At 61.6% G+C, this 16254-nt stretch carries 18 protein-coding genes; 12 read left to right on the top strand and 6 right to left on the bottom strand.

All coding sequences use genetic code 11. The features are described from left to right. Positions 1 to 36: 36 nt before the first annotated feature. From BLO50_RS15505 to argA, 4 genes are all read left to right on the top strand, one after another. Positions 37 to 714 (top strand): TIGR00153 family protein, encoded by a 678-nt coding sequence (locus BLO50_RS15505; protein ID WP_090254514.1) that lies wholly within the window; start codon positions 37 to 39, stop codon positions 712 to 714. Between the two features lie 39 nt (positions 715 to 753). Next, positions 754 to 2019 carry an inorganic phosphate transporter gene (locus BLO50_RS15500; RefSeq protein ID WP_090254511.1) on the top strand — a complete coding sequence of 422 codons (1266 nt, stop codon included), beginning with the start codon at positions 754 to 756 and terminating at the stop codon, positions 2017 to 2019. A gap of 69 nt (positions 2020 to 2088) precedes the next feature. Then, a complete protein-coding gene (gene argE / locus BLO50_RS15495; RefSeq protein ID WP_090254510.1) occupies positions 2089 to 3267 on the top strand; it encodes an acetylornithine deacetylase in 1179 nt (392 codons plus the stop codon). A 103-nt stretch (positions 3268 to 3370) separates the two neighbouring features. Continuing rightward, a complete protein-coding gene (gene argA, locus BLO50_RS15490; protein WP_090254507.1) occupies positions 3371 to 4669 on the top strand; it encodes an amino-acid N-acetyltransferase in 1299 nt (432 codons plus the stop codon). 30 nt (positions 4670 to 4699) lie between these two features. Here argA and BLO50_RS15485 read toward each other — a convergent pair whose 3' ends face one another. The 3 genes from BLO50_RS15485 to trpB all read right to left on the bottom strand — a co-directional run bounded on the left by BLO50_RS15485 (position 4700) and on the right by trpB (position 7592). Next, on the bottom strand, positions 4700 to 5332 hold the full coding sequence (locus tag BLO50_RS15485) for a TetR/AcrR family transcriptional regulator (RefSeq protein WP_090254505.1): 633 nt from the start codon (positions 5330 to 5332) through the stop codon (positions 4700 to 4702). 242 nt (positions 5333 to 5574) lie between these two features. Continuing rightward, on the bottom strand, positions 5575 to 6384 hold the full coding sequence (gene trpA, locus BLO50_RS15480) for a tryptophan synthase subunit alpha (RefSeq protein ID WP_090254503.1): 810 nt from the start codon (positions 6382 to 6384) through the stop codon (positions 5575 to 5577). Further along, entirely contained in the window at positions 6381 to 7592 is a 1212-nt protein-coding gene (gene trpB / locus BLO50_RS15475) for a tryptophan synthase subunit beta (RefSeq protein WP_090254501.1), read from the bottom strand. The genes trpA and trpB overlap by 4 nt, the downstream gene beginning before the upstream one ends. 134 nt (positions 7593 to 7726) lie before the next feature. Here trpB and BLO50_RS15470 point away from each other — a divergent pair, with 134 nt between their 5' ends. The 4 genes from BLO50_RS15470 (at position 7727) to BLO50_RS15455 (ending at position 10595) form a co-directional block, all read left to right on the top strand. Further along, positions 7727 to 8614 carry a LysR family transcriptional regulator gene (locus BLO50_RS15470; RefSeq protein ID WP_090254499.1) on the top strand — a complete coding sequence of 296 codons (888 nt, stop codon included), beginning with the start codon at positions 7727 to 7729 and terminating at the stop codon, positions 8612 to 8614. 110 nt (positions 8615 to 8724) lie between these two features. After that, positions 8725 to 8940 (top strand): dodecin, encoded by a 216-nt coding sequence (locus BLO50_RS15465; protein WP_090254497.1) that lies wholly within the window; start codon positions 8725 to 8727, stop codon positions 8938 to 8940. Between the two features lie 152 nt (positions 8941 to 9092). Next, entirely contained in the window at positions 9093 to 10088 is a 996-nt protein-coding gene (locus BLO50_RS15460) for an LLM class flavin-dependent oxidoreductase (protein WP_090254495.1), read from the top strand. 81 nt (positions 10089 to 10169) lie between these two features. After that, positions 10170 to 10595, top strand: coding sequence for an OsmC family protein (locus BLO50_RS15455; protein WP_090254493.1), 426 nt, complete (start codon positions 10170 to 10172; stop codon positions 10593 to 10595). Here BLO50_RS15455 and BLO50_RS15450 read toward each other — a convergent pair whose 3' ends face one another. Then, positions 10596 to 11015 (bottom strand): PA0061/PA0062 family lipoprotein, encoded by a 420-nt coding sequence (locus tag BLO50_RS15450; RefSeq protein WP_090254491.1) that lies wholly within the window; start codon positions 11013 to 11015, stop codon positions 10596 to 10598. A 109-nt stretch (positions 11016 to 11124) separates the two neighbouring features. Here BLO50_RS15450 and BLO50_RS15445 point away from each other — a divergent pair, with 109 nt between their 5' ends. Beyond that, the gene (locus BLO50_RS15445) at positions 11125 to 12177 is read left to right on the top strand and encodes an aminopeptidase (protein ID WP_090254489.1); all 1053 of its coding nucleotides are present in this window, start codon (positions 11125 to 11127) and stop codon (positions 12175 to 12177) included. A 64-nt stretch (positions 12178 to 12241) separates the two neighbouring features. Next, positions 12242 to 12472 (top strand): DUF1161 domain-containing protein, encoded by a 231-nt coding sequence (locus BLO50_RS15440; RefSeq protein ID WP_090254486.1) that lies wholly within the window; start codon positions 12242 to 12244, stop codon positions 12470 to 12472. 45 nt (positions 12473 to 12517) lie between these two features. On the opposite strand, the gene BLO50_RS15435 is transcribed toward BLO50_RS15440, so the two are convergent. After that, positions 12518 to 13165, bottom strand: a complete 648-nt coding sequence (locus BLO50_RS15435; protein WP_090255158.1) for an HAD family hydrolase — start codon at positions 13163 to 13165, stop codon at positions 12518 to 12520. Positions 13166 to 13179: 14 nt separating this feature from the next. Continuing rightward, positions 13180 to 13722 carry a gamma carbonic anhydrase family protein gene (locus BLO50_RS15430; RefSeq protein WP_090254484.1) on the bottom strand — a complete coding sequence of 181 codons (543 nt, stop codon included), beginning with the start codon at positions 13720 to 13722 and terminating at the stop codon, positions 13180 to 13182. 172 nt (positions 13723 to 13894) lie between these two features. On the opposite strand from BLO50_RS15430, the gene prlC reads away from it, so the two are divergent. Beyond that, positions 13895 to 15943 carry an oligopeptidase A gene (prlC, locus tag BLO50_RS15425; protein WP_090254481.1) on the top strand — a complete coding sequence of 683 codons (2049 nt, stop codon included), beginning with the start codon at positions 13895 to 13897 and terminating at the stop codon, positions 15941 to 15943. Continuing rightward, complete coding sequence (locus BLO50_RS15420) at positions 15940 to 16218, top strand: YheV family putative zinc ribbon protein (protein ID WP_090254479.1); 279 nt, start codon at positions 15940 to 15942, stop codon at positions 16216 to 16218. Before prlC ends, BLO50_RS15420 begins: the two co-directional genes overlap by 4 nt. Positions 16219 to 16254 lie beyond the last annotated feature (36 nt).

Genomic DNA, 16254 nt, shown 5'->3' with positions numbered 1-16254 from the left:
TATACTTGCCGCCTTCTTAACGCCGGGGTTCACCCTATGCCAGTCAATCCATTTGCCAGCCTGTTTGGCCGTTCACCGATTGGGCCGATGCAAAAACACTTTGCTAAAGCCCACGAGTGCGCAGCCAATCTTGTGCCTTTCTTCGAAGCCGTGATGGTTGAAGATTGGGCCAAGGTGGAACAGGTACAACAGGAAATGGCCAGCCTCGAACATGAGGCCGACAAGCTCAAGAAAAGCGTGCGTTTGCACCTGCCCAAGAGCCTGTTCCTGCCCGTACCGCGCTCGGATCTGCTTGAGCTGCTGAGTGTACAGGACAAAGTCGCCAACCGCGCCAAGGACATCGCCGGCCTTATGCTGGGCCGCGAAATGGCCATTCCACAGGCTCTGCAGCCGCTGATGCGGGCCTTTGTGCAGCGTACTGTAGATGCCAGCGCACAAGCGCTGAAAGCCATGAACGAGCTCGACGAGCTGCTGGAAACCGGCTTTGGTGGCCGTGAAGCGGCGCTGGTCGAATCCATGGTCATGGAGCTGGAACAGATCGAACGTGACACAGACAAGATGCAGATCGACGTCCGCCGTGCACTGTTCAAACTGGAAAAGGACCTTCCTGCTGTCGATGTGATGTTTCTCTACAAGATCATCGAATGGATCGGCGACGTAGCCGACCGTGCCGAACGTGTCGGCAACCGACTGGAACAACTGCTGGCGCGCTAAGCGCCAGTGTCCTTTCTGGAATCTACGGATTAATTATTTATGTCTCTGATTGCGGACTACGGTCTCCTTCTCTTGGTGCTCGCCTGTCTTTTTGGCTTTTTCATGGCCTGGGGCGTGGGCGCCAATGACGTGGCCAACGCCATGGGTACCTCGGTGGGCTCCAAAGCCCTAACCATCAAACAGGCGATCTGTATCGCCATGGTTTTCGAATTCTGCGGGGCCTATCTGGCCGGCGGTGAGGTAACCGAAACCATCAAGAACGGTATTGTTGATGCCGAAGCGATCACGCCTGACCTGATGGTACTGGGCATGATGTCCGCGCTGCTGGCGGCCGGCACCTGGCTACTGATTGCCACCAGCCGTGGCTGGCCTGTCTCCACCACGCACTCGATTGTCGGCGCGGTGATTGGCTTTGCTGCCGTTGGTGTATCGATGGAAGCCGTGCAGTGGGCTGCCGTCGGCCCAATCGTGGCCAGCTGGGTAGTGACTCCTGTGCTCTCGGGCCTAGTCGCGTTCGGCCTGTTTATGAGCGTGCAGAAGCTGATCATCAATACCGATAATCCCTTCCTGAATGCCAAGCGCTTCGTGCCGCTGTATATGTTCCTGACCGGTTTTATGGTCGCGATCATGACCCTGACGAAAGGCCTCAAGCACATCGGCCTGGAGCTCAACAGCAACCAGAATCTGATGCTGGCTGCCGGCGTTGGCGTACTGGTGATGCTGCTGGGTATCGCTCTGCTCAGCCGGATCACAGTCGATGAAGAAGCTGACAAAGACTTCCACTACGCCAGTGTGGAGAAAGTCTTCGCCGTATTGATGGTCTTTACCGCCTGCGCCATGGCCTTCGCTCACGGCGCCAACGATGTGGCCAACGCAGTCGGCCCACTGGCGGCAATTGTCGGGGTCATCCAATCCGGCGGCGACCTGACTATCGGCTCGAAGTCTGCCGTACCTGGCTGGGTATTGCTGCTCGGCGCTGTAGGTATCGTGATCGGTCTGGCCACCTACGGCTACAAGGTGATCGCGACCATCGGCAAGGAAATCACCGAGCTGACTCCAAGCCGCGGTTTTGCTGCTGAACTGGCCACCGCCTCTACCGTGGTCGGCGCATCGGCCATCGGCTTACCGGTGTCTACCACCCACACCCTGGTCGGTGCGGTATTGGGCATTGGTATCGCACGCGGTATCGGCGCGCTGAATCTGGGCGTGATCGGTTCGATCTTTATGTCGTGGATCATCACCCTGCCAGCGGGCGCGGCACTATCGATTTTCTTCTTCTTCATCATGCGCGGTATCTTCCTCTAAATACCCGCTGCACGGTTTTATCTGCGCAGGCGATGGCCCTATGATGGGCCTCGCTTGCGGAGATGACCGATGCCCCTGCCTTCTTTCAAAGACCAATTCGCCGCCCTGATCGCCGCTCCATCGGTGAGCTGCACGCAGGCGCATTGGGACCAGTCCAACCGCGCCGTTATTGAGCTGCTAGCAAGCTGGCTCGGCGACCTCGGTTTCGCCTGCGATGTGCAGCAAGTCGCCCACGGCAAATTCAATCTGCTTGCCAGCTATGGCAGCGGCCCAGGCGGCCTGGTGCTGGCCGGGCACAGCGACACTGTGCCATTCGACGCCGCACTGTGGCAGACCGATCCGCTCAAGCTCACCGAAATCGATGGCCGCTGGGTGGGCCTCGGCAGTTGCGACATGAAGGGCTTTTTCGCCCTGATCATCGAAGCCGTGCAACCCTTGCTGACGCAGCGTTTCCAACAGCCGCTGCTGATTCTCGCCACCTGCGATGAAGAAAGCTCGATGTCCGGGGCCCGCGCCCTGGCGCAAGCCGGACAGCCGCTGGGCCGTGCGGCAGTGATCGGCGAGCCGACCGGCCTCAAGCCCATCCGCCTGCACAAGGGCATTATGATGGAGCGCATCGATATTCTTGGGCAAAGCGGCCACTCTTCCGACCCGAGCCTCGGCCACAGCGCCCTGGAAGCCATGCAGGACGTGATGATCGAGCTGCGCGGCCTGCGTGCGCAGTGGCAGCGCGAGTACAACAATCCGCAATTCAGCGTGCCCACGCCGACCCTGAACTTCGGCTGCATCCACGGCGGCGACAACCCCAACCGCATCTGTGGTCAGTGCTCGCTGGAATTCGACCTGCGCCCGCTGCCGGGCATGCAGCCAGAAGCCCTGCGCGCGGCAATCCGGCACAAGCTGCAACCGCTGGCTGAGCAGCATCAGGTGAAGATCGATTTCGCCCCGCTGTTCCCCAGCGTGCCGCCCTTCGAGCAAAACGCCGACAGTGAGCTGGTGCGCATTGCCGAGCGCCTGACCGGACACAGCGCCACAGCGGTGGCATTTGCCACCGAAGCGCCTTATCTTCAGCAGCTTGGCTGCGAAACCCTGGTACTCGGCCCTGGCGATATCGACTGCGCCCACCAGCCTGGCGAGTACCTGGAAATGTCACGTTTGCAGCCTACTGTGCGTCTGCTGCAGCAACTGATCGAACATTACTGCCTACAAGCCAAACAACCTGAGTCATCCGGAGGAGAGAACGCGTGAAGCTGCCCCAACTGCGACGATAAAACCGCTGCTCTCGGCTGCCGCCTGGCGCGACCTTGCGCCCTTCCCATGCGTTCCGTATTCGACACAGGTTCTTCAAGCAATGCACGACCACGTCAACTGGCTCCGCCACGCTTCGCCCTATATCAATGCCCACCGCGACTGCACCTTTGTGGTGATGCTGCCGGGCGAGGGTGTTGCTCACCCGAATTTCGGCAATATCGTCCACGACCTGGTGCTGCTGCACAGCCTCGGCGTACGCCTGGTACTGGTGCATGGCTCGCGCCCGCAAATCGAGGCACGCCTGGCCAACAACGGTCTGACTCCACGCTTTCACCGCGACCTGCGGATCACCGACAGCCCGACCCTGGAATGCGTGATCGATGCCGTCGGCCAGCTGCGCATCGCCATTGAGGCACGCCTGTCGATGGACATGGCGCGCTCGCCGATGCAGGGCTCGCGCCTGCGCATCACCAGCGGCAACTTCGTCACTGCGCGGCCGATTGGCGTAGTCGATGGCGTCGACTATCACCACACCGGCGAAGTGCGTCGCATCGACCGCAAAGGCATCAATCGCCAGCTGGATGAGCGCAGCATCGTGTTGCTGTCGCCACTGGGTTATTCGCCTACCGGGGAGATCTTCAACCTCGCCTGCGAAGACGTCGCCACCCGCGCCGCCATCGACCTGGACGCCGACAAGCTGCTGCTGTTCGGCGCCGAGTGCGGCCTGCTCGACGAAGCCGGCAAGCTGGTGCGTGAACTGCGCCCGCAGCAGGTGCCCGCGCACCTGCTGCGCCTGGGCAGCAGCTACCAGGCTGAACTGCTGGATGCCGCCGCCGAAGCCTGCAAAGCCGGAGTACGCCGCAGCCATATCGTCAGTTATGCGGAAGACGGGGCATTGCTTAGCGAGCTGTTTACCCGCACCGGCAACGGCACTCTGGTGGCGCAGGAGCAGTTTGAATCGCTGCGCGAAGCGACAATCGAGGATGTTGGCGGGCTGATGGAGCTGATCACCCCGCTGGAAGACCAGGGCATTCTGGTGCGCCGCTCACGCGAGGTGCTGGAGCGTGAGATCGAGCAGTTCAGCATCGTCGAACGTGAAGGGCTGATCATCGCCTGCGCCGCGCTGTACCAGATTGCCGACTCGGATTTCGGCGAGCTGGCATGCCTGGCCGTCAACCCGGCCTACCGCCATGGCGGACGAGGGGATGAGTTGCTCGAACGCATCGAAGAACGCGCCCGCGCCCAGGGCCTGAAAACACTCTTCGTACTCACCACGCGCACCGCCCACTGGTTCCGCGAACGCGGCTTTATGCCCAGCAGCGTCGACCGCCTGCCGGCTGCGCGCGCCTCGCTGTACAACTACCAGCGCAACTCGCAGGTGTTTGAAAAGGCGCTCTGAACGAGCTGTGGTGGAAATTGAAAAGAGCGCTTAGAGCGCCCTTTTTGGTAGATGGGGTGGCAGATAGAGACTGAGATAGGCATCGAACACCCGCATGCCTTCCTCAGCCATGCGCGGGGTGATGGCGCCGTGCAGCTGCACCGAGCGGGCATACACGCGGTCGCCCAGCTCCATGGCCAGGGCGAACACATCGACATCCTCCGGCAGCTGCGGCAGCGGGAAGTGGTGATCGAACAACTGCTGCATCAACTGGCCCAGCTCGATATCGTGCTGACGATCCGCCTGGGTCACTTCCGCCAGGCCGTGCTGCGCCAAAATCAACTGGCGCGCGGCGGCATCGGCGGCATAGATCGCCAGCATGCGCTGCTCCACTAAACGCGACAGGTCACGCCAGTCGCGCAGTTGCGCATGTTCAATCGGTTCCTGCAGGCAGGCGCGAAACGCGCTGTGGATATCCGCAGTCAGCCCTTCCAGTAAGGCGGGCACACTGGCGAAGAAGTGGTACACCGAAGACGGCGGAATTTGCGCGCGCTCAGCCACGCTGTAGATCGACAGGCTGGCCACGCCCTGCTCGGCCAGCAACTCACGGGCAGCAGCCAGAATGCCGGCGATGCGACTCTGGCTACTGGCGCGGGGTTTGCGAACTACAGGGGAGCGTGACATGGCGAGACTCGGAGCTTGGAAATAGGGCGGATGACATTTCGCCGCCTACCCTACACCGAACCCATAGCCCGGATAAAATCCGGGAACGCTTTTCATGGCAAGAAATGCTGCGAATGACCTCCGGCAGAGCGGTAGCCATACGAGGTAGATCGGGGTTAGAAGGGTGGATAACGCTTTTTTCATCCACCGATGCAGCGGTGGATGGGTGGAGCGTCCGCTAGGAGCTCCGCCCACCCCAGGACTCAGGCGCGCGCGCCGCGCACCCCTTCAGCCAACGCCGCACACAGGCTCAGCACACCGTCTACAGCCTGCTCGTTGCTGCTGGCATTGGCGATCTGGTCGATCAATGCCGAACCGACCACCACGCCTTCGGCCAGACGTGCGATGGTCGCCGCATGCTCCGGGGTGCGGATGCCAAAACCGATGCACAGCGGCAGGTCAGTGTGACGACGCAGGCGGGTGACCGCTTGTTCAACGTGGTCCAGGGTGGCTGAGCCGGCACCGGTCACACCGGCAACCGACACGTAGTAGACAAAGCCAGAGCTGCCGTTCAGCACTTTCGGCAGGCGTTTGTCGTCGGTGGTCGGTGTGGTCAGACGGATAAAGTCCAGGCCCGCCGCCTGCGCTGGGTCGCACAGGTCAGCGTTATGCTCGGGCGGCAGGTCGACCACGATCAAGCCATCGACGCCGGCGTCTTTGGCTTCGGCAATAAACCGCGCCACGCCGTATTTGTGGATTGGGTTGAAGTAGCCCATCAGCACCAGCGGGGTCACCTGTTCGCCTTCGCGGAACTCACGAACCATCTGCAGGGTTTTCGCCAGGTCCTGACCGTTGTCCAAGGCGCGAATATTGGCCAGTTGTATCGCCGGGCCATCGGCCATTGGATCGGTGAAGGGCATACCCAGCTCAATCACATCCGCGCCGGCGGCAGGCAGACCCTTGAGGATGGCCAGCGAGGTGTCGTAGTTCGGGTCGCCACCGGTGACGAAGGTCACCAGGGCCGCGCGGTTCTGTTGTTTCAGCTCGGCAAAGCGGCTTTGCAGGCGGCTCATGCGTGCTTCTCCTGTTGTTCCATGTGGTGCACGATGGTTTGCATGTCCTTGTCGCCGCGGCCGGAAAGGTTAATCACCATCAGGTGATCCTTGGGCAGCTTCGGCGCGCGCTTGAACACTTCCGCCAGGGCGTGAGCGGTTTCCAGAGCGGGGATGATGCCCTCCTGACGGCAGCAGATGTGGAAGGCTTCCAGGGCTTCGGTGTCGGTCACCGAGGTGTATTCGACGCGGCCGACTTCATGCAACCAGGCGTGTTCCGGGCCGATGCCGGGGTAATCGAGGCCGGCGGAAATCGAGTGGGCGTCGATGATCTGGCCATCGTCACTCTGCAGCAGGAAGGTACGGTTGCCGTGCAGCACGCCCGGTACGCCGCCGTTGAGGCTGGCCGCGTGTTTGCCGGTTTCGATGCCATGGCCAGCTGCTTCCACGCCGATGATTTTCACGTCTTTGTCATCGAGGAAGGGGTGGAACAGGCCGATGGCATTCGAGCCACCGCCGATGCAGGCGATCAAGCTGTCCGGCAGGCGACCTTCCTGAGCGAGCATCTGGTCACGGGTTTCCTTGCCGATCACGGCCTGGAAGTCACGGACCATCGCCGGGTAAGGGTGCGGGCCGGCCACGGTGCCGATCATGTAGAAGGTGGTGTCGACGTTGGTCACCCAGTCACGCAGGGCTTCGTTCATCGCATCTTTCAAGGTGCCAGTACCGGCGACTACAGGCACCACGGTGGCGCCCATCAGCTTCATGCGCAGTACGTTGGCGTTCTGCCGGTGGATGTCGGTGCTGCCCATAAAGATCACGCACTCCATGCCGAAGCGCGCTGCGACGGTGGCAGTCGCCACACCGTGCATGCCGGCGCCAGTCTCGGCGATGATGCGTTTTTTGCCCATGCGTTTGGCCAACAGCACCTGACCGATGCAGTTGTTGATCTTGTGCGCGCCGGTGTGGTTCAGCTCTTCACGCTTGAAGTAGATCTTCGCGCCACCGCACATCTCGGTCAGGCGCTCGGCGAAATACAGCGGGCTCGGACGGCCGACGAAATCACGCTGAAAGTAGGCCAGCTCCTTCTGGAACTCGGGGTCGAGCTTGGCTTTCTCATACTCATCGGCCAGGTCGTGGATCAGCGGCATTAGGGTTTCGGCAACATATTGGCCGCCGAACGAGCCGAACAGGCCGTTGGCATCAGGACCAGCGCGGAAGGAAGTCATGGCGTTCTCCTCAGAAAATTCGGGCGCGCTTGGCAGGCCATGGGCCTGCTTCTACGGCAATGGACACAGGATAAAGCTGTGGCGTGCGTGGCAAAAGCGATAAGATTGCCGCAACCTGTTAGGAAAACTCACAGATGGTCCAAGACCTCCCGCCACTTAATGCCTTGCGCGCCTTCGAAGCGGCTGCCCGATTGAACAGCGTCAGCCAGGCAGCTAACGAACTGAACGTCACTCATGGCGCAGTCAGCCGGCAAGTGCGCAGCCTGGAAGAGCACCTGGGCGTGGCCTTGTTCAGCAAGGAAGGTCGCGGCCTTAAACTCACAGATGCGGGCATTCGTCTGCGTGATGTCAGCGCCGATCTGTTCAGCCGCCTGCGCAGCACCTGCGCCGAGCTGCAACAGGGCCAGGCCGATGCGCCGTTTGTGCTGGCCTGCCCGGGCAGCCTGTTGGCGCGCTGGTTTATTCCGCGCCTAGACCGGCTCAACCGCGAGCTGCCAGAACTGCGCCTGCAGCTGTCCGCCAGCGAAGGTGACCTGGACCCGCGCCGCAGCGGCGTGGACGCCACGCTGTGGTTCGCCGAACCGCCGTGGCCGGCGGATATGCAGGTGTTCGAGCTGACCGCCGAGCGCATCGGCCCGGTGCTCAGCCCGCGTTATGCGCAGTTCGCGGCACTGCATCAGGCCCCCGCCGCCGCCCTGCTCGGCGAGCCCTTGCTGCACACCAGCTCGCGCCCGCAAGCCTGGCCCAGCTGGGCCGTCAGTAACGGGCTGGATTCCAGCGCGCTGAAGCTCGGCCAGGGTTTCGAGCATCTTTATTACTTGCTGGAAGCCGCCGCCGCAGGCCTCGGCGTGGCCATCGCACCGCAGCAACTGGTCGCCGATGATCTGACCGCCGGTCGTCTGGTCGCGCCCTGGGGCTTTGTCGAAACCAGCGCACGCTTGGCGCTTTGGGTGCCAATACGCAGCCGCGATAACCGCGCCGAACGCCTGGCGCAGTGGCTGCGCAAGGAACTGGAGCGTTAGCAGCCGTCACCGGCAACCGGGCAGACCAAGTGCGACTAATCTGAACTTTAGCGTTCAGGGGTGGGACTCAATTAGATGACCCACCTGTTCAACCACCTGGGAGAGCTGCAATGTCCGATCATCACACCTACAAGAAAATCGAAATCGTCGGTTCCTCGAAAGTCAGCATCGAAGATGCCATCGAAAATGCCCTGGCCGAATGCGCCAAGTCGGTGCGCAACATGGACTGGTTCGAGGTAGTGGAAACTCGCGGGCACATCGTGGATGGCAAGGTCGGCCATTACCAGGTCACCCTGAAAATCGGCTTCCGCCTGAGCAATAGCTGAGTCCATACGCATGCGGTCATGCCACACATGGCCGCAGATGTAACCGCCCCACGAACCTTGTCCCTTGGAATCTGCAGAATAAGCCCCACTATCTAACTCAGGTATTGGCGCTTTGTGGCGCCCGAACGAACGGATAACCCACAGGCAGCCCGATGAGCGCACTCGCACAGAGCAAATTCTCCACCCTGGACCTCGCCCCGATTCGCGATGACGGTAACGCCGCCCAGGCCCTGCACAATTCCCTGGCGCTGGCGCAGCATGTCGAACGCCTGGGCTTCGAGCGTTTCTGGGTGGCCGAACACCACAATATGGATGGCATCGCCAGTTCAGCCACCGCCGTGCTGCTCGGCTACCTGGCAGCTGGCACGTCGAAGATTCGCTTGGGCTCCGGCGGGGTAATGCTGCCCAACCATGCGCCGCTGGTGATCGCCGAGCAGTTCGGCACCCTGGCCACGCTCTATCCCGGCCGCATCGAGCTGGGCCTGGGCCGTGCACCTGGGGCCGATCACTTCACCGCCCAGGCGCTTCGCCGCGACCGGATTGGCAACGCCGATGACTTCCCGGCGGATGTTGCAGAGCTGCAGCGCTACCTTGGGCCACGCACGCCGGATCAGCGGGTGATCGCCATGCCTGGCAGCGACACCAATGTGCCAATCTGGCTGCTCGGCTCCAGCCTGTTCAGCGCCCAGCTGGCTGGTGAGAGGGGCCTGCCTTACGCCTTCGCCTCGCACTTCGCGCCGCGCTATATGCATGAGGCGATTCGCGTCTACCGCAATCACTTCAAGCCCTCTGAGGTGCTCGACAAACCCTATGTAATGCTCGGCGTACCGCTGATCGCTGCCGACACAGATGAACAGGCTGAATACCTGGCCACCTCGGCCTACCAGCGCATCCTCGCGCTGATTCGCGGCCAGAGTCTGGTGCAGAGGCCGCCCGTTACCAGCATGCAGGGCTTGTGGTTGCCGCATGAAAAAGAAGCAGTGAGCAGCTTCCTCGGCATGGCGATGATCGGCGGCCCGGACAAGGTGCGCGCACGCCTGGAAGTGCTACTGGAACAGACCGGTGCCGATGAACTGATTTTCACCTGCGACCTGTACGACTTTGCCGACCGACTGCATGCGTTCGAGCTGGTCGCGCAACTGCGTTAACCGACTGGCGGGACTTATTTTTCGAACTTGTGCCACCTCAGCCTGCTCTCAACCTTGTAACCCATGCACTGGAGAACTCGGATGAAGAAGACAGCATCAGCCCACTGGCAAGGTGGCATCAAGGACGGCAAAGGTACGATCTCGACCCAGAGCGGCGCCCTGAAAAGCGCGCCCTATGGCTTCAACACCCGCTTCGAAGATCAGCCGGGCACCAACCCGGAGGAACTGCTGGGCGCCGCTCACGCCGGCTGCTTTTCCATGGCGCTGTCCAAGGAGCTGGGCGAAGCCGGAATGACCGCTGAGAGTATCGACACACAAGCGGAAGTCACCCTGGACAAAGCCGACGGCGGTTTTTCCATCACCGCCGTGCATCTGACGCTCAAGGCGCGCATCCCCGGCGCCGACCGCGCGGCCTTCGAGAAAGCCGTAGAAACCGCCAAGAATGGCTGTCCGGTGTCCAAGGTGCTGAACGCCGAGATCACCCTAGAAGCGGTGCTCGACAGCTGATCAGAAGGTGCCGCAGCGTAAAACCTTACCGCGCGCCAGCACATTGCGTTGCTCGTCATACAGCCAGGCCTGCGCTTTCATCTGCATAGGTCTGGCTTCCAACCGGTAGCGCTGGCCGGCCACGAAATTGTCATGCCGCACGCGAATCTCACAGGTCACCTGACGCGGCTCATAGGCGCCATCCAGGCCACCGCCGCCGTTCACCTCGAACTGAAAGCGCGCCTGCAGCTCATGAGCACCAGCAGGCACCTGAAAGTAACGACCATCGTTGAGGCGCTGGCCATCAAGGCGATCGGCCATCAACAGGGTGCCGGCATTACTGCGCAGGTCCACCCAGGCTTGGCTCGGATCAGGCGCAGGCACGGGAGAGGCGCAGGCGCTGAGCACCAGCACACCGCCAAGCAAAGCCAGGTAACGCATGGGACACCTCCATAAATCGCAACGACAGTTAGCCTACGCCGATCCCGTGCTGGAGGCAGCAGCGCCGATGCGCTAGCGTGACAGCCTGTTTACTCACGGGTACTGATCCATGTTCGACGCTCTGCTCTGGCGCTGGGTTCCGCTGGCCGCTGCGCTGCTGCTGAACGGCTGCAGCACCCTGGACTACTACAGCCATCTGGCCGGCGGGCAACTGCACCTGCTGCAGGCGCGCGAACCGATTGCCGAGCTGCTGGAGAACCCGACTGCCGACCCCGAACTCAAGCAACGCCTGGCCCTGGCTCAACAGGCGCGGGATTTCGCCAGCGCCCAGCTGAGCCTGCCCGACAATGACAGCTACCGCCTGTACGCCGATATTCAGCGGCCGTTTGTAGTGTGGAATGTGTTTGCCACCCCGGAATTTTCCCTATCGCCCGAGCTGTATTGTTTTCCCATCGCCGGTTGCGTGGCCTATCGCGGCTTCTACAGCCAAGGCCGCGCACGTGGTTCGGCAGCACTGCTGAAACAGCAGGGCCTGGACACCTACCTGGGCGGCGTCGAGGCGTATTCCACCCTCGGCTGGTTCGATGACCCGATTCTCAACACCATGCTGCGCTGGAGCGATGAGCGCCTGGTGGCGGTGATCTTCCACGAACTGGCGCACCAGCAGCTGTATGTGGCTAACGACACCGCGTTCAACGAATCATTCGCCAGCTTTGTCGAGCGTGAAGGCCTAAGCCAATGGCGCATCAAACAGGGGCTGCCGCCTAACGATCCGCAGGGCGAACAACAGCGCGAGCAATTTATCGCCCTGGTGCTGGCCAGCCGAGCTCGCCTGCAGCAGCTTTATGCCAGCGACCTGCCGCCCGCGCAGATGCGCAGTGGCAAGCAGGCCGAGATCGCCCGCCTGCGCGCCGAATACCATGCACTCAGCAAACGCGAGTGGGGCGGTAGCGGGCGTTACGACGACTGGATCAACGCGCCGATAAACAACGCCAAGCTGCTGCCGTTTGGCCTCTATGATCAATGGGTGCCGGCCTTCGCCGCGCTGTTTGAACACGTTGAGCGCGATTGGCCGCGCTTTTATCAGCGTGTCGCCGCCTTGGGCGAGTTGCCCGAACGCGAACGGCATCAGGCGCTGATGGACTTATCTGCGGGCTCTTAGAACTTACGTACCGAGTTCCCACTCCAACATCAGTAGTTTCTGTTCACGCAAAAGGAGCGATGCAATGAACAAATTCACCCTAGCCGTGCTGCTTGGCCTACTCAGCACCAGCGTGTTGGCCGCACCCAAGCCCTGCGAAGAGCTGCGTGCGGAGATCGAAGTGAAAATCCAGGCCGCCGGCGTTGCCAGCTACACCCTGGAAATCGTGCCCAACGAAGACGCCCAAGACCCCAATATGGTGGTCGGCAGCTGCGACGGCGGCACCAAGAAGATCATCTACCAGAAAAACGGCTAATCCTCGTATGCGGGCTGCCTGATCCAGGCAGCCCGCATACGACACTTACCGCACAAACGCCTGGTGCAACTCGGTCAGGCTGTGGAAGTGATAGGTCGGCGCTTCGGCCTGCAACTCGGCAAAGCTGCCAAAGCCATAGCCCACCGCTGCCGCATCCAGGCCATTACGTCGCGCGCCGATCAGGTCGTGCTTACGATCCCCGATCATCAGTGTGCTCTGCACCGGCAATTGTTCTTTTTCCAGCAGGTGGGCGATCAGCTCAACCTTGTCGGTACGCGTGCCGTCCAGTTCGCTGCCGTAGATCACCTTGAAGTGCTTCGCGAAACCAAAGTGCTTAGCAATTTGCTCGGCAAACACCGTCGGTTTGCTGGTGGCGATATACAGCGTGCGCTGCTGGTTCTGCAGCAGCTGCAACAGTTCGCCCACGCCGTCGAATAGCTGGTTTTCATACAACCCGACCTCGCGGAAGCGCTCGCGGTAATGGTTCACCGCCTGCCAGGCGGTGGCCTCGTCGAACTGGTAGGTCTGCATAAAACACTGCAGCAGCGGTGGGCCGATAAAGTGCTCCAGCGCCTGTAAGTCAGGCTCCTCAATGCCCAACTTGGCCAGCGCATGCTGTACCGAGCGGGTAATCCCCTCACGCGGATCAGTCAGTGTGCCGTCGAGGTCAAACAGGATGTTCTGGTAATGCATGACAGGTTCGCTCATCAGCCGGCATAACCTTCCAGCAGATGCTGGTCCTTTAGCCGCACGTAGTTGGCCGCGCTGTAGCCGAAGTAACTGCGCTCCTTGTCTGTCAGTGGCCGCGCCTGTTTCACCGGGCTGCCGACGTACAGGTAACCGCTTTCCAACACTTTGCCCGGCGGCACCAGGGAGCCTGCACCGATCACCACCTCATCCTGCACCACAGCACCGTCCATGATGATGCTGCCCATGCCGACCAGAATGCGGTTACCCAGGCTGCAACCGTGCAAAGTGACATTGTGGCCGATGGTCACCTCGTCGCCGATATTCAGCGGAAAACCCTGCGGGTTGAACGGCCCGGCATGGGTGATGTGCAACACGCTGCCGTCCTGCACACTGCTGCGCTCACCGATGCGGATGCTGTGCATGTCGCCACGGATCACCACCAGCGGCCACACCGAGCTGTCGGTGCCAATCTCCACATCGCCCAGCACCACCGCCGAGGCATCGACAAATACCCGCTCGCCAAGCTGCGGGGTGAACTGCTGGTAAGTACGAATCGCCACGATAGAAACCTCTTAAGCTGCGTCTGGCCTTGATTGTAATTAAGATGGCACCCATGTTCAGGACAACTGCGCTGCTTTATGACGCCCGCTGTCCATTCAAGCCTGCCCCTGGGAGCCTTTTGCGCCCGCCAGGGTCACAGCTGCAAACCCATTTCGTAACAGGTGACCTGTCGTGACTGCCACTAACCCGCTGCTGCAAGCCTTCGATCTGCCCCCCTACAGCGCCATCCGTCCGGAGCATGTCGAGCCCGCCGTCGAACAGATTCTGGCCGACAACCGCGCGGCCATGAGCCGTCTGCTGGAACAACAGGCCGCTGACCCAAGCTGGGACGGCCTGGTGCTGGCCCTGGACGAACTGGGCGCGCGCCTGGGCCAGGCCTGGAGCCCGGTCAGCCACCTGAACGCCGTGTGCAACAGCCCCGAGCTGCGCGCCGCCTACGAGGCCTGTCTGCCCAAGCTGTCCGAATACTGGACCGAAATCGGCCAGAACCAGCCGCTGTTTCAGGCCTATCAGGCGCTGGCCGAGAGCCACGCAGCCGCTGGCTTCGACGTAGCACAGCAGACCATCCTCGAACATGCCCTGCGCGATTTCCGCCTGTCCGGTATCGACCTGCCGGCCGAGCAGCAGAAGCGCTACGGCGAGATCCAGATGAAGCTCTCCGAGCTGGCCAGCAAGTTCTCCAACCAGCTGCTGGATGCCACTCAGGCCTGGACCAAGCACGTCACCGACGAGGCCGCTCTGGATGGCCTGACCGAGTCAGCCAAGGCGCAGATGAAGCAGGCTGCCGAGGCCAAGAGCCTGGACGGATGGCTGATCAGCCTAGAATTCCCCAGCTATTTTGCGGTGATGACCTACGCCAACGACCGCGCGCTGCGTGAAGAGCTATATGCCGCTTACTGCACCCGTGCCTCCGACCAGGGGCCGAATGCCGGGCAGAACGACAATGGCCCGGTGATGCAGGAGATTCTCGCCTTGCGTCAGGAACTGGCCAAGCTGCTGGGTTTCGGCAACTACGCAGAACTGAGCCTGGCCAGCAAAATGGCTGAAACCACCGATCAGGTGCTGAGCTTCCTGCGTGATCTGGGCGTACGCGGCAAGCCGTTTGCGGAACAAGACCTGCGCGAACTGCAAGCCTTCGCCGCTGAACAGGGCTGCAACGAGCTGCAAAGCTGGGACGTCGGCTACTACAGCGAGAAACTGCGCGAGCAGCGCTACAGCATTTCCCAGGAAATCCTGCGCGCCTACTTCCCCATCGACAAGGTGCTGACCGGCCTGTTCGCCATCGTCGAGAAACTCTACGGCATCCAGATCAACGAGCTGTCCGGCTTCGACACCTGGCACCCGGATGTGCGCCTGTTTGAAATCACTGAAAACGGCGCGCACGTCGGGCGTTTCTTCTTCGACCTCTACGCCCGCGCCAACAAACGCGGCGGTGCGTGGATGGACGGCGCGCGTGACAAACGCCGCACGGCCGATGGCACGCTGATCAGCCCAGTGGCCAATTTGGTGTGCAACTTCACCCCAGCCGTTGGCGGCAAGCCGGCGCTGCTGACCCACGATGAAGTCACCACCCTGTTCCACGAATTCGGCCACGGCCTCCACCACCTGCTGACCCGCGTCGAACACGCCGGAGCATCCGGCATCAACGGCGTGGCCTGGGATGCGGTGGAGCTGCCGAGCCAGTTTATGGAGAACTGGTGCTGGGAGCCGGAAGGCCTGGCGCTGATCTCCGGACACTACGAGACCGGTGAACCGCTGCCACAGGACCTGCTGGACAAGATGCTGGCGGCGAAGAACTTCCAGTCCGGGCTGATGATGGTGCGGCAAATCGAGTTCAGCCTGTTCGACTTCGAACTGCACGCCACCCACGGCGACGGCCGCAGCGTGCTGGACGTGCTCGAAGGCATCCGCCAGGAAGTCTCGGTGCTGCGTCCACCCGCCTACAACCGCTTCCCCAATAGCTTTGCGCACATCTTCGCCGGCGGTTACGCGGCCGGTTACTACAGCTACAAATGGGCCGAAGTGCTGAGCGCCGATGCCTTCTCCAAGTTTGAGGAAGAAGGCGTATTCAACAGCGCCACTGGGCAAGCCTTCCGTGAAGCCATCTTGGCGCGCGGCGGCTCGCAGGCACCGATGGTGCTGTTTGTGGATTTCCGTGGCCGCGAGCCGTCGATCGACGCGCTGCTGCGCCACCTTGGTTTGAGCCAGGAGGCCGCATGACAGATGCACCTGTGAATATCAGCGCAAAACGCTTTATCGCCGGCGCGGTCTGCCCGGCGTGCAGCGAAATGGACAAGATCCAGATGTGGAACGTGGACGGCGTGCCGCACCGCGAGTGCATTGGCTGCGGCTACGCCGACACCCTGGACGAACGCGGCAACTCGGTGCCGCGTGAACTGCCCACACGGGTCAATATCAGCGCCCTGAAACCCAAGGTTGCCGACCCCAAAGTGCAAGTCGTGCAGTTCTTTCCTAACCCCAAACTTAAGAAATAGCTGGGTGGCCGCCAGGGATGGCCGGCCATGAAGCCA

The sequence above is a fragment of the Pseudomonas peli genome (genome assembly GCF_900099645.1).
Classification (GTDB): Bacteria; Pseudomonadota; Gammaproteobacteria; order Pseudomonadales; family Pseudomonadaceae; genus Aquipseudomonas; species Aquipseudomonas peli.
This window is presented reverse-complemented; position numbering and strand designations above follow the sequence as displayed.

What these genes read in the sequence shown, in the direction of transcription:
- BLO50_RS15505 (WP_090254514.1), top strand. Translation starts at nt 37, where the DNA reads ATGCCAGTCAATCCATTTGCCAGCCTGTTTGGCCGTTCACCGATTGGG.
- BLO50_RS15445 (WP_090254489.1), top strand. Translation starts at nt 11,125, where the DNA reads ATGTTCGACGCTCTGCTCTGGCGCTGGGTTCCGCTGGCCGCTGCGCTG.
- BLO50_RS15450 (WP_090254491.1), bottom strand. Translation starts at nt 11,015, where the DNA reads ATGCGTTACCTGGCTTTGCTTGGCGGTGTGCTGGTGCTCAGCGCCTGC.
- BLO50_RS15440 (WP_090254486.1), top strand. Translation starts at nt 12,242, where the DNA reads ATGAACAAATTCACCCTAGCCGTGCTGCTTGGCCTACTCAGCACCAGC.
- BLO50_RS15485 (WP_090254505.1), bottom strand. Translation starts at nt 5,332, where the DNA reads ATGTCACGCTCCCCTGTAGTTCGCAAACCCCGCGCCAGTAGCCAGAGT.
- BLO50_RS15470 (WP_090254499.1), top strand. Translation starts at nt 7,727, where the DNA reads ATGGTCCAAGACCTCCCGCCACTTAATGCCTTGCGCGCCTTCGAAGCG.
- BLO50_RS15435 (WP_090255158.1), bottom strand. Translation starts at nt 13,165, where the DNA reads ATGCATTACCAGAACATCCTGTTTGACCTCGACGGCACACTGACTGAT.
- BLO50_RS15465 (WP_090254497.1), top strand. Translation starts at nt 8,725, where the DNA reads ATGTCCGATCATCACACCTACAAGAAAATCGAAATCGTCGGTTCCTCG.
- argA (WP_090254507.1), top strand. Translation starts at nt 3,371, where the DNA reads ATGCACGACCACGTCAACTGGCTCCGCCACGCTTCGCCCTATATCAAT.
- trpB (WP_090254501.1), bottom strand. Translation starts at nt 7,592, where the DNA reads ATGACTTCCTTCCGCGCTGGTCCTGATGCCAACGGCCTGTTCGGCTCG.
- argE (WP_090254510.1), top strand. Translation starts at nt 2,089, where the DNA reads ATGCCCCTGCCTTCTTTCAAAGACCAATTCGCCGCCCTGATCGCCGCT.
- BLO50_RS15420 (WP_090254479.1), top strand. Translation starts at nt 15,940, where the DNA reads ATGACAGATGCACCTGTGAATATCAGCGCAAAACGCTTTATCGCCGGC.
- BLO50_RS15460 (WP_090254495.1), top strand. Translation starts at nt 9,093, where the DNA reads ATGAGCGCACTCGCACAGAGCAAATTCTCCACCCTGGACCTCGCCCCG.
- trpA (WP_090254503.1), bottom strand. Translation starts at nt 6,384, where the DNA reads ATGAGCCGCCTGCAAAGCCGCTTTGCCGAGCTGAAACAACAGAACCGC.
- BLO50_RS15455 (WP_090254493.1), top strand. Translation starts at nt 10,170, where the DNA reads ATGAAGAAGACAGCATCAGCCCACTGGCAAGGTGGCATCAAGGACGGC.
- BLO50_RS15500 (WP_090254511.1), top strand. Translation starts at nt 754, where the DNA reads ATGTCTCTGATTGCGGACTACGGTCTCCTTCTCTTGGTGCTCGCCTGT.